This window comes from Shewanella halifaxensis HAW-EB4 (assembly GCF_000019185.1).
In the GTDB taxonomy this organism is placed as follows: domain Bacteria; phylum Pseudomonadota; class Gammaproteobacteria; order Enterobacterales; family Shewanellaceae; genus Shewanella; species Shewanella halifaxensis.
The window spans coordinates 4706843-4723519 of sequence record NC_010334.1 but is presented as its reverse complement, the minus strand read 5'-3'; the positions used below and the strand labels follow the sequence as shown (position 1 = coordinate 4723519).

Here is a 16677-nt window from a genome sequence, read left to right as displayed (position 1 = left end):
CCTGCTTTAGCTGCTCCTAACAATTAAAGTGATATTTCTCTTGTTTATTTCAGGGTTTTTCTCTGCCTTTGTGTGAACTTGTGGTTCTGTTCACTGCTCCTGCTGGTTTTGGTAAACGTTAAAGCTGTAGTGTGTGTTGCTCTCTAGATCTTCTACTTCATAAAAACCTTAAATACTCTCAATTTAACAGCTTTCTGGATAATGTAGATTGTATAAAGTATGCGCAATATGTTAATGTTTTTTTGCGCTTGGCTGTTCTGTACCCAATCTTATTAAAAAATATTCTGACTAAGCGCTTACTCAAAGAAAGTTTAAGGGAGATAAATTATGTCTGGAAGTAACGCTTTGAAGCGATTTTCGCCGAAAAAAACGCTAGCTGCTTTAGCCGTCGGTTCGGTGCTGTTTATGTCTGCGCCTGCAGCGATGGCAGCCGATGGTTTAGGTGTTATGCAAGGTCGAATTACCACAGAAGCTGGCTCAAATCTTAGTAATGCAAAAGTAATTATTAAACATGAATCAAAAGGTATTGTGAGAGAAACGACTACTGGTGCAAACGGTAGCTTCTCTCTTAAAGGTCTGCCGATTGGTAAATATACAGTAACCATCTCTAAAGACGGTTATTACCAAGTAAGAGAGCAACACATCGCAGTGACTATGGGTAATGCACTGACTTTCGATGTTGCTCTTGATTTAGAGGGTTCTGGTGTAGAGCGTATTGCTGTTAGTGGCGCAAGAATTAGCAGAGTAGATACTTCTAGTACTACAGCATCACAAGTTATCTCTATGAGTGAACTTAACCAATTACCCGTTGAATTAGATGCCACTGCAATTGCCTTACTTACTCCTGGCTCTGTAGCTGGTGATGATGGTTTTGGCGGTGTTTCGATTGGCGGTTCATCAGTTGCAGAAAACGGATACTATCTAAACGGACTAAATATAACAGATTTACGTAAAGGTATGGGCGATATCGATCTTCCATGGGAAGCTATTGCGCAAACTGAAGTACAAACTGGTGGTGTATCGGCTGAATATGGTCGTTTTATCGGTGGTGTTGTAAGTCTAGTGTCAAAGTCGGGTGACAATGAGTGGCAGTTTGGTGCAAAAGCTGAAATTGCACCAGATTCGTTAGCTGAACCGTCACTAAGAATGAAAGATGATGGCACTATTGAAGAGGCGAAAGACGGTTATTGGCAAGAAACTGAATATAATATTTGGGCTTCAGGTGCAATAATTGAAGACAAGCTATTTTTCTACGGTTTATGGAACCCGTTTGAAGAGGAAACCACTGGGTACGGTGAAAACCAGATTAACGATAATGAGTGGAAGACTAACCGTTGGTTTACCAAAGTTGATTGGTTTATCCATGAGGATCACTCTTTAGGCGTAATGGCTTTCAGTAATGAAGGCGATTACACAGGAAATGAATACCAGCGTGATGATAACGGCGGTCGTGGTGATGAGATTGGCCTGACAGAGTCCACATACGGCGGAATTGGTTGGAATGCCTTATATACTGGTTATCTAACAGACGACATTACTTTAACTGCTATGTATGGTGAGATCACCCAATCTACTAAGGATAACTCTGGCACGTTAGATCAATCTACCTATTGGGATCTTCGTTCCGGTTCATGGGAACGTTTAGGTGACTGGGTTGGTTATGGCTCTTCAGAAACAGAAGACAAACGAATCACTTACCGTATCGATTTAGACTGGGTTATTGGCGATCATACATTACGTGCTGGCTATGATTATGAGCGTTTAGAAATTGCTGATATCTATACACCACACGGTGATGGTTGGTATGAGTATTTTGCTGCAGGTCCTGATAATTCATACGGACTTGCTGAAGGTACTGAGTATGCTGATTTGCGTATTTGGGGTAAAAATAGCGAAACAGAAAACGTTCATACTGCACTATATGTTTCTGATACTTGGGAAGTGACAGATACTGTGACGATTAATGCTGGTGTTCGTTATAGCGAGTTTAGTAACACTACTGGTTCTGGTGACAAGTATGTCGACCTAGATGGCCAATTTGCGCCACGCTTAGGTGCTACATGGGATGTACTTGGGGATGGTGCGAGTAAGTTATACGCTTCATATGGGCGTTATTTCCAGCCTGTATCTCCAAACACAAACTTACGTATGGCATCTGCTGCGTATGATTCACATATCGTAAGTCATCTTGATGGTGTTAATGCAGATGGTTCTCCAATACTAGGAGATGAAATTAGTCGTCGTGTTGTTGCCGATGGTTCAGTACCTGATGCTGATCAGCTGTTTAATAACAAAGCTGGCTCAATGTATTCAGATGAGTTTGCAATTGGTTATCAGCAACAGGTTAATGATGATTGGGCTGTAGGTGTCCGTGGTGTGTATCGCGATCTTAAGCAATCTATTGAAGATGTATCATTTAACTACGGTATGAACCAATGGATTTTAGAAAACTATGATGCAAATACATGGCATGCTGGTAATGGTGAAACAAGCGCCGAAGATTACTTTGTTGGTGGTTGGTTCCCAACACTAACAAACCCAGGGATTGGTACAGAGATCTATTATGATGTAGATGGTGATGGTGTTAAAGAGACTGTAAATGTAAATGCCGATCAAATGGGCTTTCCAGAAGCTGAGCGTACATATAAGGCTATCGAGCTAAGCTTTAGCGGTAATGTGACAGACGACTTTACACTGAATGGTTCTTATACCTGGTCTAAGAGTGAAGGTAATACAGAAGGTCTAGTTCGCTCTGATAATGAGCAGGCTGATCCAGGTTGGACAACATCTTTTGACTACCCAGAACTTATGGATAATGGTGATGGTTACCTTCCAAACGATCGCCGCCACAATTTCAAGTTGTATGGTGTTTATAACGTTACTGATGATTTCAGCGTTGGTTTTAACTCGTACCTACAATCTGGTCGTCCAATTAATGCCTTTGGTGTTCACCCTGAAGACCAAGGTTATTGTGTTCAGGCTGTGGCGATTGATGGGACTTGTTATGGTCGTGATTGGTACGGTGCATCATCTTTCTATGCCGACGGTGAAGCTGCACCTCGTGGCAGCATGGGACGAACTGATTGGATTTATAACATTGACCTAAATATGTCTTACACAATGGACTTTAATGAAGCAGGCCGCCTGAACTTCAAGTTAAACGTATTCAACTTGTTTAACTTCGATGGAGTTACTGGAGTGGATGAGCAATATGAGTTTGACAGTGGTGCTAAGAACATTCGCTATGGTTACGCTGATAGTTTCCAGACTCCGCGTTATGTTAGAGCATCGGTTCGTTACGATTTCTAATATAGAAGTTACTAGCTAATATAAGAGTATAAAAGGCCGCATTTGCGGCCTTTTAATTTTATTAGCAACAAGGCTACTTTAAGATATTTGCCAAATCTGCTTCTAGTGTCACTTCTGGTCTTTCTATGATGCGACCTATCTCTTTATTGCCTTGTTCAACAATAAAGGTAGGGATACGGCTAAACTCATAGTTAGCAGCCAAACCCTGTGGATCTTCTTTTGCTCGATCAACACCTATATAAGTCACTTTAATGTTTGGGTTATTGATCTCTTCAATAATACGAATAAAGCGTGGCGTCTCCCGGTGACAGTCTGGGCACCATGTACCGATGATAACGACGACCTCAGTTGGCTTATCGACCTTTTTGAGCTTTGCAATAACAGCTGCATCAGCCTTATAATTTGCATACTCATCGGTAAACCAGTCAAATTCATTAAGCTCTTGATGTGTTACAGCACCAGTTAAAATCACTTCTTGTTTCTCCTCACTGCAAGTCGCTAGAAAGCCGTCTTGTTTATCTTCAAATGCGCAGCCGCTACTCGCCATACTTTGACTACTGAAAAATAACAATGTGGTTGCGAGTAATGCTTTAACGTTGTTGTGCATGATAATACCTCAGCCAAGAAGAATAGGTTTTAGTTTATTCAAACACGTCCTAACAAATGGTTGAAGCTAACAATTACCGCATTGTTATAGGGATCACTCTAAAATCAATAAATGCATCTTTAATGTCAGATTTACGGGTAAAGCCTTAAGAGTAAGTTAAACAGAGCTGATTTGAAGCTTAATACTTCAGAAAGCAAATGCTAAATCCTAACAAAGTTGTTGCTACTTATTGGATGGCTGTAGTTGAGTTAGGTAAAGAGAGGTTCCTTCTTCTATATAGTAGAGTTAGAGCTCTACGTTTTAAAGGATAAGCGCAAGCATCCCGAAAGATTTTGACTATATATAGCAGTACTTTCTTTAGTGCTCGCGTAACGCATACTGATTTAGAGCTAAATTGCTTTCTCGTACATGCTACTCAGGAAGTGTAAAGCGTAGGAAAACAGGAAAGCGACGTCAAACCGATGATGAAAATTTGAAAATGTTTAGAATTATGCGTGCATCTGCAAAATACTGTACTAGACTGATTATCCCGGAGCGCAAAATATCGACTTAAACCAAGTTTTGTGGATAACTCTGGGGGTATTTAGTGAGTATGGTGTGCTTAATATAGCCTTTTGAAAAAACATCACTTTTCTTTCAAAAAGCGCTTGCGCTCGGATCAAAACTCCCTATAATGCGCATCCACTGACACGGCACAGCAGGCCAACTACCCAGCGTAAACGCTAGATAGTACGGGACTTGCAGCGCAATCAGTCACTCCTTTCTTTTTATGAAAAAGAATAGAGTGAGAGTTAAAACTCCACGGAGATTTGATTCAGGTGACAATCGCTTTAGAGGCTTCGGATGATGTGACTTGTATAAAGAATCATCGCTTGAAAAACTTCTTAAAATAAGCGCTTGACGCCGCCACTGGAGAGTGTAGAATACGCCTCCTCAAGCCAACGACCTAGCGTCTTAGGCTGCTAACTGAAAGACTTGTTCTTAATAGGATTAGCACGCTCTTTAACAATATGACAAGCAAATCTGTGTGGACACTCACAGAGATTAAGTTATTCGAAATTGCCTCTCACGAGGCAATCAAAAATTACTTAATGAATGAGTGTTCATAGCAATATGTAATACAGAATTCGTTGAGCCGCTGATTTAGCCTTACTTGTAAGGTGGAAGAAGCAAAAAAAACTTTAATTGAAGAGTTTGATCATGGCTCAGATTGAACGCTGGCGGCAGGCCTAACACATGCAAGTCGAGCGGTAACACAAGGGAGCTTGCTCCTGAGGTGACGAGCGGCGGACGGGTGAGTAATGCCTAGGTATCTGCCCAGTCGAGGGGGATAACAGTTGGAAACGACTGCTAATACCGCATACGCCCTACGGGGGAAAGGAGGGGACCTTCGGGCCTTCCGCGATTGGATGAACCTAGGTGGGATTAGCTAGTTGGTGGGGTAATGGCTCACCAAGGCGACGATCCCTAGCTGGTCTGAGAGGATGATCAGCCACACTGGAACTGAGACACGGTCCAGACTCCTACGGGAGGCAGCAGTGGGGAATATTGCACAATGGGCGAAAGCCTGATGCAGCCATGCCGCGTGTGTGAAGAAGGCCTTCGGGTTGTAAAGCACTTTCAGCGAGGAGGAAAGCTCAAGCGTTAATAGCGTTTGGGTGTGACGTTACTCGCAGAAGAAGCACCGGCTAACTTCGTGCCAGCAGCCGCGGTAATACGAGGGGTGCAAGCGTTAATCGGAATTACTGGGCGTAAAGCGTACGCAGGCGGTTTGTTAAGCAAGATGTGAAAGCCCCGGGCTCAACCTGGGAACTGCATTTTGAACTGGCAAACTAGAGTCTTGTAGAGGGGGGTAGAATTTCAGGTGTAGCGGTGAAATGCGTAGAGATCTGAAGGAATACCGGTGGCGAAGGCGGCCCCCTGGACAAAGACTGACGCTCAGGTACGAAAGCGTGGGGAGCAAACAGGATTAGATACCCTGGTAGTCCACGCCGTAAACGATGTCTACTCGGAGTTTGGTGTCTTGAACACTGGGCTCTCAAGCTAACGCATTAAGTAGACCGCCTGGGGAGTACGGCCGCAAGGTTAAAACTCAAATGAATTGACGGGGGCCCGCACAAGCGGTGGAGCATGTGGTTTAATTCGATGCAACGCGAAGAACCTTACCTACTCTTGACATCCAGAGAATTCGCTAGAGATAGCTTAGTGCCTTCGGGAACTCTGAGACAGGTGCTGCATGGCTGTCGTCAGCTCGTGTTGTGAAATGTTGGGTTAAGTCCCGCAACGAGCGCAACCCTTATCCTTATTTGCCAGCACGTAATGGTGGGAACTTTAGGGAGACTGCCGGTGATAAACCGGAGGAAGGTGGGGACGACGTCAAGTCATCATGGCCCTTACGAGTAGGGCTACACACGTGCTACAATGGTCGGTACAGAGGGTTGCGAAGCCGCGAGGTGGAGCTAATCTCACAAAGCCGGTCGTAGTCCGGATCGGAGTCTGCAACTCGACTCCGTGAAGTCGGAATCGCTAGTAATCGTGGATCAGAATGCCACGGTGAATACGTTCCCGGGCCTTGTACACACCGCCCGTCACACCATGGGAGTGGGCTGCACCAGAAGTAGATAGCTTAACCCTTCGGGGAGGGCGTTTACCACGGTGTGGTTCATGACTGGGGTGAAGTCGTAACAAGGTAGCCCTAGGGGAACCTGGGGCTGGATCACCTCCTTACCTATACGACTAACTTAATCATTGTTGAGTGTTCACACAGATTGCTTGTTTGTCTCTACTTTGTAGAGATGAGCGACAAAATATCCTGCCTTAGTTGCAGTTGATATCGTTCTTTAAAAATTTGGAAAGCTGATAGTGTTAATCTGAAAGGGATAATGACTACGATTTATCGTGTTGTTATTTATAGGATTAGCGCGAAATTAAAAAATTGAGTTCTAAAAACACTTAACATTAAGTGTCTTAGCTTGTTGTTTAACATTAACTTGTTGAGCAATAAGATAAAAATTCTAATTTTGGCGAAAGTAGAAACCATTAGTTACAGTACGGCTGTGTTGAGCTTACCCGCTCAAGGCAACGAGTATTTCTCATAGAGACTTATTTGGGTTGTATGGTTAAGTGACTAAGCGTATATGGTGGATGCCTTGGCAGTCAGAGGCGATGAAGGACGTAGTAACTTGCGAAAAGCGTTGGCGAGCTAGTAACAAGCATTTGAGCTAACGATGTCCGAATGGGGAAACCCACATGCATAAGCATGTATCACTACATGAATACATAGTGTAGTGAGGCGAACCCGGGGAACTGAAACATCTAAGTACCCGGAGGAAAAGAAATCAACCGAGATTCCCCTAGTAGCGGCGAGCGAACGGGGATTAGCCCTTAAGCGTAGAGGGTGTTAGTGGAATGTGTTGGAAAGCACAGCGGCACAGGGTGATAGCCCCGTACATGAAAACTAACTTTACGTGAAAACGAGTAGGACGGGACACGTGACATCCTGTTTGAACATGGGGGGACCATCCTCCAAGGCTAAATACTCCTGACTGACCGATAGTGAACCAGTACCGTGAGGGAAAGGCGAAAAGAACCCCTGTGAGGGGAGTGAAATAGAACCTGAAACCGTATACGTACAAGCAGTGGGAGCGGTTCTTGAGACCGTGACTGCGTACCTTTTGTATAATGGGTCAGCGACTTACATTTTGTAGCAAGGTTAAGCGAATAGCGGAGCCGTAGGGAAACCGAGTGTTAACTGCGCGTTTAGTTGCAAGGTGTAGACCCGAAACCCGGTGATCTAGCCATGGGCAGGTTGAAGATTGAGTAACATCAATTGGAGGACCGAACACACGTATGTTGAAAAATGCGGTGATGACTTGTGGCTGGGGGTGAAAGGCCAATCAAACCGGGAGATATCTGGTTCTCCTCGAAAGCTATTTAGGTAGCGCCTCGTACGAATACCATTGGGGGTAGAGCACTGTTAAGGCTAGGGGGTCATCCCGACTTACCAACCCTTTGCAAACTCCGAATACCAATGAGTACTATACGGGAGACACACGGCGGGTGCTAACGTCCGTCGTGAAAAGGGAAACAACCCAGACCATCAGCTAAGGTCCCAAAGTTATTGCTAAGTGGGAAACGATGTGGGAAGGCTTAGACAGCTAGGATGTTGGCTTAGAAGCAGCCATCATTTAAAGAAAGCGTAATAGCTCACTAGTCGAGTCGGCCTGCGCGGAAGATTTAACGGGGCTAAGCAATACACCGAAGCTATGGGTACTAGTGCTTGCACTAGTGCGGTAGAGGAGCGTTCTGTAAGCCGTTGAAGGTGAAGGGGTAACCCACGCTGGAGGTATCAGAAGTGCGAATGCTGACATGAGTAACGATAAAGGGGGTGAAAAACCCCCTCGCCGAAAGACCAAGGGTTCCTGTCCAACGTTAATCGGGGCAGGGTGAGTCGACCCCTAAGGCGAGGCCGAAAGGCGTAGTCGATGGGAAACGGGTTAATATTCCCGTACTTCTGCTAACTGCGATGGAGAGACGGAGAAGGCTAGGCTAGCGCGGCGTTGGTTGTCCGCGTTTAAGGTTGTAGGCTGTACACTTAGGCAAATCCGGGTGTACTTAAGGCTGAGAACTGATGACGAGTCACTAAGGTGATGAAGTAGTTGATGCCATGCTTCCAGGAAAATCTTCTAAGCTTCAGGTTAGCAGGAATCGTACCCCAAACCGACACAGGTGGTCGGGTAGAGAATACTAAGGCGCTTGAGAGAACTCGGCTGAAGGAACTAGGCAAAATGGTACCGTAACTTCGGGAGAAGGTACGCTCTTAGTGGTGATGGGACTTGCTCCCTAAGCTGCCGAGAGTCGCAGATACCAGGTGGCTGCAACTGTTTATCAAAAACACAGTACTGTGCAAACTCGCAAGAGGAAGTATACGGTATGACGCCTGCCCGGTGCCGGAAGGTTAATTGATTGGGTTATCTTCGGAGAAGCTCATGATCGAAGCCCCGGTAAACGGCGGCCGTAACTATAACGGTCCTAAGGTAGCGAAATTCCTTGTCGGGTAAGTTCCGACCTGCACGAATGGCGTAATGATGGCCACGCTGTCTCCAGCCGAGACTCAGTGAAGTTGAAATTGCGGTGAAGATGCCGTATACCCGCGGCTAGACGGAAAGACCCCGTGAACCTTTACTATAGCTTGGCACTGAACATTGAACCTACATGTGTAGGATAGGTGGGAGACTTTGAAGCTTCGTCGCTAGATGGAGTGGAGTCAATCTTGAAATACCACCCTTGTAGTTTTGATGTTCTAACCGCGGCCCCTGAATCGGGGTTCGGGACAGTGCCTGGTGGGTAGTTTGACTGGGGCGGTCTCCTCCCAAAGAGTAACGGAGGAGCACGAAGGTTGGCTAAGTACGGTCGGACATCGTACGGTTAGTGCAATGGCATAAGCCAGCTTAACTGCGAGACATACACGTCGAGCAGGTACGAAAGTAGGTCATAGTGATCCGGTGGTTCTGTATGGAAGGGCCATCGCTCAACGGATAAAAGGTACTCCGGGGATAACAGGCTGATACCGCCCAAGAGTTCATATCGACGGCGGTGTTTGGCACCTCGATGTCGGCTCATCACATCCTGGGGCTGAAGTCGGTCCCAAGGGTATGGCTGTTCGCCATTTAAAGTGGTACGCGAGCTGGGTTCAGAACGTCGTGAGACAGTTCGGTCCCTATCTGCCGTGGGCGTTGGATGATTGAAGGAAGCTGCTCCTAGTACGAGAGGACCGGAGTGGACGAACCGCTGGTGTTCGGGTTGTCATGCCAATGGCATTGCCCGGTAGCTACGTTCGGAATCGATAACCGCTGAAAGCATCTAAGCGGGAAGCGAGTCCTAAGATGAGTCATCCCTAGGAATTTAATTCCTCTAAAGAGCCGTTCGAGACTAGGACGTTGATAGGCAAGGTGTGTAAGCGTTGTGAGGCGTTGAGCTAACTTGTACTAATGACTCGTGAGGCTTAACCATACAACCCTAATGGGTTTTGTATGAGACTGATGTTTCAACAGACACCAGAGTTAGAATTTAAGCACTTAATGTAGTGTGAACTCAAAAATAATTTCAATTACTTGCGCTAGCGAGTAACAGCTTTTCAAATTTACCGAATTTGTCTGGAAACCATAGAGCTGTGGCACCACCTGAATCCATTCCGAACTCAGAAGTGAAACACAGTATCGCCGATGGTAGTGTGGGGTCTCCCCATGTGAGAGTAGGTCATTTCCAGGCGCTAAATTATTCTCGAAAGAGAAATATTAAGCCGCAGTTGAATACGTAAGACGGAATAATATAGAGTTTTGCTGATATGGCTCAGTCGGTAGAGCGCATCCTTGGTAAGGATGAGGTCCCCAGTTCGATTCTGGGTATCAGCACCATTTTTATAGTAAAGAATTTGTCTGGAAACCATAGAGTTGTGGCACCACCTGAATCCATTCCGAACTCAGAAGTGAAACACAATATCGCCGATGGTAGTGTGGGGTCTCCCCATGTGAGAGTAGGTCATTTCCAGGCGCTAAATACAAGAAAGCCCGCTACGATGTAGCGGGCTTTTTTACGTTTGGAATTTGTCATTTCCAGGTGCACTCTAAATTTAACTGTGAAGAAGCCACCCCTCTTTATGTGATAAGAGTAGGTGGCTTTTTGTACAGGAAGTGCTTATCCTTGAATGCCATGGATGGCATAGGAGAGGATTTGCGTTTGGGCGTTTGTAAAATAATGTACGTTAACTTATCTCAATGTAGCTATCCGTTAAGGTGACTTATTCACTTAAGTAGGCATAAATGCCTACCTCGAGGTCAACCCGCCGCATAGCGGGTTCTCCAGCTTAGTAACAAGTTACTCGCGCTACAGAGCCCTTGAATGCGTTGCATCCAGAACAGGGCTTCTTCGCCCCCATATGTTCGCTGCGCGAACCGATTCGGTTATTTCCAGACGCACTCCAAGTTTAACTGTGAAGAAACTAGCCCTCTTTATATGAGAAGAGTAGGTGGCTTTTTTGTACAGGAAGTACTTATCCTTGAACGCCAAGGATTGTGTAAGAGAGGGTTTGTACAGGAAGTACTTATCATTGAATGCCATGGGTGGCGTAGGAGAGGATTTGCGTTTGGGCGTTTATAAAATCTTTAACGCATACCTGCTTAGTTTGTCATTATTCTTAAAGGTGGCTTATCCACTTAAGTAGGCATAAATGCCATTTTGGTTTATAAAATAGTCGACGTCGGTCGAATAAATGCTCCTACGTAATTGCTCCCTCGGTACTCCAATAAAAGCTCTCGGCATCTGTTTATGACAATAGTTTCTCCAATATCCATCCATCGTTAAAGAAGACTTACTACACCTTTGAGAGAGTCATAGAAGAGTCTAGTCCCTAAGGGGAGTAGGGTATAATTTTGTTTATGTTCGACGACCAGTGTTGAGAGTATGTCACTATGGCGGAAGTATATAGCTAGAAGCGCTGGTATCTTCTTATCAGCGTTAATTGGCTTTGGAATGGTATTAGAGCAGCTGACGAAAATAAAAAGCCAGAGCGGGGCTCTGGCTTTTTAGGTTATGAGGTTCGAAGTAAGACTAGTCTATTTGTCTTCTTTTAACCACTGAGCTGCACGTTTAGCAAAGTAAGTTAGAATGCCGTCTGCTCCTGCGCGCTTAAAGCAAAGCAATGATTCCATTACGATAGCTTTCTCGGCTAACCAACCATTTTGAATTGCTGCCATGTGCATAGCGTATTCACCACTTACCTGATATGCAAAGGTCGGGACCGCAAGCTCAGTCTTAACGCGGTGTACTATGTCTAGGTATGGCATGCCAGGTTTAACCATAACCATATCAGCGCCTTCTTGGATATCTAAAGCCACTTCATGTAGTGCCTCATCGCTGTTAGCTGGATCCATCTGGTAGCTGTGCTTATTGCCACCTTTTAAGTTACCCGCTGAGCCTACTGCGTCACGGAAAGGACCATAGTAGTTAGAAGAGTATTTAGCCGAATATGCCATGATTTGAGTATTCACATGGCCAGCTTCTTCAAGCGCCTTGCGAATAGCACCAATACGACCATCCATCATATCTGAAGGAGCAACAATATCTGCACCCGCTTCAGCATGAGACAATGCCTGTTTAACTAAGATCTCAGTGGTGACGTCATTCATGATGTAGCCGGTTTCATCGATGATACCGTCTTGACCATGTGTAGTGAACGGATCTAGTGCAACGTCCGTCATCACACCTAGTTGAGGAAATGCTTCCTTCAATGCACGTACGGCACGCTGGGCTAATGCATCGGCATTGTAGGCCTCTTCAGCCATTAATGTTTTTTTCTCAGCTGGAGTTACTGGGAATAATGCGATTAGCGGGATGCCAAGCTCTACTAGCTCTTCAGCTTCTTTAAGTAGTAGATCAATTGAAAGGCGTTCTACACCTGGCATAGAAGCTATTTGTTCTGTGCGGTTGTTACCTTCTAAGACAAACATAGGGTAGATCAAGTCATTGACGGTTAGCTGATTCTCAGCCATTAGACGACGACTAAATTCATGTTTACGCATACGGCGCATTCTACGTTGTGGGTAGGCACTAGTAATAATATTCACATTTGGCTCCAGACTATGGTGATATTAATCTTGATCAGGGCTGTATAGCTTTACTTGATTACGCCCGTCATTCTTTGCTTGATAAAGTGCTTTATCTGCTTGTTCTAATAATAAAGTTGTGTGTTCTTCTGAGGTGATAATTTCACTACTCACCCCAATACTCACTGTCAGGCGGATTCTGTTACCACCCCAACAAATAGGTAGTTTACTGATAACTTTTCTTATTGTCTCAGCTACTTGCTGCGCACCTATCTTATCAGTGTTGGGTAATATAATAGCAAACTCCTCACCCCCAAAACGTGATACTAGATCGGTTGGTCGCTTTAAAATTTGTTTTAATTGGTCAGCGATTACACGTAGTGCTTGGTCACCAGCGAGGTGCCCATAGGAATCATTGATGAGTTTGAAGCGATCGATATCCAGCATCAAAATTGAAAGGGGGGCCTGTTGTCGTCGGCTAATTCGTCCTTCGGCTAGAATCCGTCTATCGAATGATGCACGATTTTTAACGCCTGTAAGGCTGTCGATCCTTGTCTGTTCGGTGAGCTTTTGATTTGCTTCATTAAGTTCTCTTAGGGCGATCTCCAGCTCTAAGGTTCTTTCTTGAACCATTTTCGCCAACTTTTCACTACTTCTTGCTTCAATGTGAAGTGCCTCTTCTTTGGTCTCTTCAGCTTTCTTCGCCTGGAGCAATGCATCTTGTTGTATCTGCAACTTTGCTAGACGTTCATCGTTGTAGCGAATCGCCAGCAAGGCTGCCATAAAAATCACTTCGATGCTCAGCCCTAGTATAAAGGGGGTTTTAGCTTGCAGATCCCAGTGAAGTAATCCTAGATAGATTGCGCCAGACAATAATGCGCCTAGCATCATGCCAGCCCATCCGATGGCAAAAAGCTTGGCTAATTTATTACCTTTGAAAGCTTGGGCTAGAGACATGTACATTAACATTATGCAGGACAACATTACGGCATAAATATTGAGGTTTAATGCGGTTGAGTAGTCGAGTGGCAGTCCAATAAAAAGCAGCAATACTGACATGGCTGCGCTTACTCTGCAGAGCCTAAGCATGGCTTGATTGTGATATTTAAGGCGCATGACTTTTTCAGAAAACAAGAAGGCAAACATCATCGAAAGGCTCAGCAGTGCAGGCAAAGCAAATTCTTGCATGCGTGGCCATTCTGGCCAGATAAACCTAAATGCGAGTCCATGTAGGCTAGCCACAAAAAGAGTAATGGATAGGACGTAGCCTGCATAATAGCTATAGCTGAATGAGTGTGATGTCACGGCAATTAATAAGCTAAATATGCCTATAGCCATCAATATGCCAATTTGAAAACCATACAAGATAGAGTGTCGCTCAGCATCTTGGTAGTAGGCATCGCTAGTCCACAAGGTTATCGGTAAATTTGATGTTCCGGAGGTCTCTACTCGTAAGTAGAAGTGATGTGTATCTTGTTGCTTGCTGTTAAATGAGTACAGCAATTGGGTACTTAAAATAGGTCTTTTGCTGAAAGGAAAACTATCGCCAGCCTGAAATTGGTTGAGCAGTGTTGAGCCGTTAAAGTGGTAGAACTCAATGTAATCAAGATGTGGATTGGCGAATGATAAGATTAGCGCCCTTGGATCACTCGCCTGATGAGCTAACGAAAATCTAACCCAATAGGCACTTTTAGCAATCCCTCTCATCGCCTTCGGGTTGTACTCTCGCCATTTAAGAGGCGAAGATGCCACTATCTGCTCTAGGTTAGAAGCATCATCGAACTGAGCAATGTATAAATTCGATGTGAGTGGAATTTCATCCGCTGTATGCTCTTCAATAAAGAGGGGTTCTTGAGCCGCAGTAAGGCCAGTAAAGAATAGCAGTGCTATAACCAACAGTTGGTACAGAATCCGCATTAACACTCTAAACCAAAAAACGTACGGCTATTTTTATAGGTTACAGCTGAAAAATCATTAATGTTCTGTTGTCTGAGATCGGCAATATACTGAGCGATATACGGTAAATATTTTGGCTCATTTTTACTGGATTTGGGCTTTGGACGCATACTTCTGGGTAAGAGGTAAGGGCTGTCAGTTTCAATTAACAGGCGATCATCAGGAATATAAGAAACGATTGAGGCGAGCTCTTGCCCTCTACGTTCATCGCAGACCCAGCCCGTGATCCCAAGATAAATGTCTTGTTCTAGGTAAGCGTCGAGCGACTGTTTGTTTCCGGTAAAGCAATGTAATAGGGCTGCGGGCAGCTGTGGACGGTACTCTTTTAAGATTGCTAGAAAATCCTCATGAGCATCACGCTCATGCATAAGAACAGGCATCTTTAGCTCAACGGCTAGAGCAAGTTGTTCAGCAAAGGCTTTGCGTTGCATGTCTCGAGGGGAGAAGTCTCGATTATAATCTAAACCACATTCACCTATGGCTAGGACGCAAGGAGATTGGGTTAAACAGCGTATCCGAGCTACACTATCAGTCTTCCATTCGCTTGCATGATGAGGATGAACGCCTGCTGTACTATAGAGCTGTCCCGGAAACTGCTCGCAGAGGTTAATCGCTTGCTGACTCTCTTCTAGATGGCTACCAATAACGACCATAGAAGTGACCGACTGCGCTGCAGCGTCTTCAACGACACGGTGAATATCTTTTTCGAGCGAGCTGCCAATCAAGTTAACAGCTATATCCATATACTTGGGCATTACTTTAAGCGCTTTACTCTAATGGTGGTGTTGCGATCATCTAAACCTAGCATGAAGGATCCAAGTGCCGCTTTTTCAATATAGACGGTTTGGTCAGCCTTTAATCTAAATGAGCGACTGTCGGTTTGCTTCCAGACTTGACCATTACTAAATTGGATTTTTAGTGCACGGTAGGAATCTTTAGAAACCTTACTCACATTTAAGTAAATCTTACTGATCTCCTCGTCTTGGCTCTTTTTCACTTTACCAAACTCATCTTGAGGCTTGTTCGTCGTAGAGACTACCGCTGCGCTAGATGCGGCAACCGTAACAGTTTCAGCCGTAGGGAGCGATTTGGTGACAGTGCTATTTGACTGAGTGGCTTGAGATAGATCGTCATAACAAATTAAGCGTTCGAGTTTATCTTCTATAGTGGCGCATTTGGCTAACTGCGTTTCAATGGATGCATATGCAGTGCTGGAGAGCATTAAAGACGCTGTAGTGAGTAATAATAGCTGTGCTTTCATTAAAAATAACTTCCTTTTATCCCTATAGATAGACTCACACTGATTTTACATTTTATTCGGATAATTGAAACACAAATGTGGTGGGATGGTGGAGGAGGCTGAAAACAAAAAAGGTATTATCTACGTTGATTTACCAACGAGATAATACCTTTTTATAAGATTAACCAGAAAACTTATTGAGACTCAGATTCTTTCTGTTCGTCTCCATTCTCATTTTCGTCATCTTCATTGCCTTTACTGTAGAAACGCGCAACAAGCAGACCACCTTCAAACAGGATTAGCATAGGAATCGCTAACATAGTTTGAGAGATGATGTCTGGAGGCGTTAGCAACATACCAATGACAAATGCACCGACCACAATATATGGTCGTTTCTCTTTTAGATCATCAGGTGTTGTTACGCCAGCCCAACATAGCAGAATAACGGCTATAGGGATTTCGAACGCTAAACCAAATGCAAAGAACAGTTTTAGAATAAAATTCAAATAACTGCTGATGTCAGTAGCAACTTCCACGCCTTCCGGAGCTGCGCTAGTAAAGAATCCAAAGACTACAGGGAAAACAATATAATAGGCGAATGCAATACCTAGATAGAACAGAAACGTACTGCTCGCTAGTAGAGGCATAACCAAGCGTTTTTCATGCTTGTATAGACCCGGCGCAACAAATGACCACACTTGATAAAGGACATAAGGTACTGCGACGAAAAACGACAGAACTAACGTCAATTTAAAGGGGGCAAAGAATGGCGCTGCAACATCGGTTGCAATCATACTGCTAGATTCTGGCAGTGCGTGCATCAATGGGGTGGCCATAAAATGGTAAATATCGTTGGCCCAATATACCAAGCAAATAAACACCAAAAGAACACTGCCAATTGCTTTTAGTAACTTGGTTCGTAACTCAAGCAAATGGCTGATTAGTGGCTGCTGTTGTGACAT

Annotated in this window: 7 protein-coding genes, 1 tRNA gene and 4 rRNA genes; 6 read left to right on the top strand and 6 right to left on the bottom strand. The window is 44.6% G+C overall.

Going from position 1 to position 16677, the window contains the following annotated elements:
- Window positions 1-327 precede the first annotated feature (327 nt).
- A complete protein-coding gene (locus SHAL_RS20100) occupies window positions 328-3309 on the top strand; it encodes a TonB-dependent receptor (protein WP_012278947.1) in 2982 nt (993 codons plus the stop codon).
- A gap of 73 nt (window positions 3310-3382) precedes the next feature.
- On the opposite strand, the gene SHAL_RS20095 is transcribed toward SHAL_RS20100, so the two are convergent.
- Window positions 3383-3916, bottom strand: a complete 534-nt coding sequence (locus SHAL_RS20095; protein WP_012278946.1) for a thioredoxin family protein — start codon at window positions 3914-3916, stop codon at window positions 3383-3385.
- 1182 nt (window positions 3917-5098) lie between these two features.
- On the opposite strand from SHAL_RS20095, the gene SHAL_RS20090 reads away from it, so the two are divergent.
- The 5 genes from SHAL_RS20090 (at window position 5099) to rrf (SHAL_RS20070) (ending at window position 10468) form a co-directional block, all read left to right on the top strand.
- Window positions 5099-6643 (top strand): 16S ribosomal RNA (locus SHAL_RS20090).
- A 390-nt stretch (window positions 6644-7033) separates the two neighbouring features.
- Window positions 7034-9928 (top strand): 23S ribosomal RNA (locus tag SHAL_RS20085).
- Between the two features lie 142 nt (window positions 9929-10070).
- Window positions 10071-10186 (top strand): 5S ribosomal RNA (gene rrf, locus SHAL_RS20080).
- Window positions 10187-10256: 70 nt separating this feature from the next.
- A tRNA-Thr gene (locus SHAL_RS20075) sits at window positions 10257-10332 on the top strand.
- A 20-nt stretch (window positions 10333-10352) separates the two neighbouring features.
- Window positions 10353-10468, top strand: a 5S ribosomal RNA gene (rrf, locus tag SHAL_RS20070).
- The 16S, 23S and 5S rRNA genes sit together here with 1 tRNA gene alongside, the layout of an rRNA operon.
- A gap of 1061 nt (window positions 10469-11529) precedes the next feature.
- Here the strand turns inward: rrf (SHAL_RS20070) and hemB are convergent.
- The 5 genes from hemB to tatC all read right to left on the bottom strand — a co-directional run bounded on the left by hemB (window position 11530) and on the right by tatC (window position 16677).
- Complete coding sequence (hemB, locus tag SHAL_RS20065; protein WP_012278945.1) at window positions 11530-12540, bottom strand: porphobilinogen synthase; 1011 nt, start codon at window positions 12538-12540, stop codon at window positions 11530-11532.
- A gap of 24 nt (window positions 12541-12564) precedes the next feature.
- Window positions 12565-14436: a sensor domain-containing diguanylate cyclase gene (locus tag SHAL_RS20060; RefSeq protein ID WP_012278944.1), complete on the bottom strand. Its 1872-nt coding sequence runs from the start codon at window positions 14434-14436 to the stop codon at window positions 12565-12567.
- Window positions 14436-15230, bottom strand: coding sequence for a TatD family hydrolase (locus tag SHAL_RS20055; RefSeq protein WP_012278943.1), 795 nt, complete (start codon window positions 15228-15230; stop codon window positions 14436-14438). Before SHAL_RS20055 ends, SHAL_RS20060 begins: the two co-directional genes overlap by 1 nt.
- Entirely contained in the window at window positions 15230-15736 is a 507-nt protein-coding gene (locus SHAL_RS20050) for a hypothetical protein (protein WP_012278942.1), read from the bottom strand. The genes SHAL_RS20055 and SHAL_RS20050 overlap by 1 nt, the downstream gene beginning before the upstream one ends.
- A gap of 173 nt (window positions 15737-15909) precedes the next feature.
- A complete protein-coding gene (tatC, locus tag SHAL_RS20045; protein WP_012278941.1) occupies window positions 15910-16677 on the bottom strand; it encodes a twin-arginine translocase subunit TatC in 768 nt (255 codons plus the stop codon).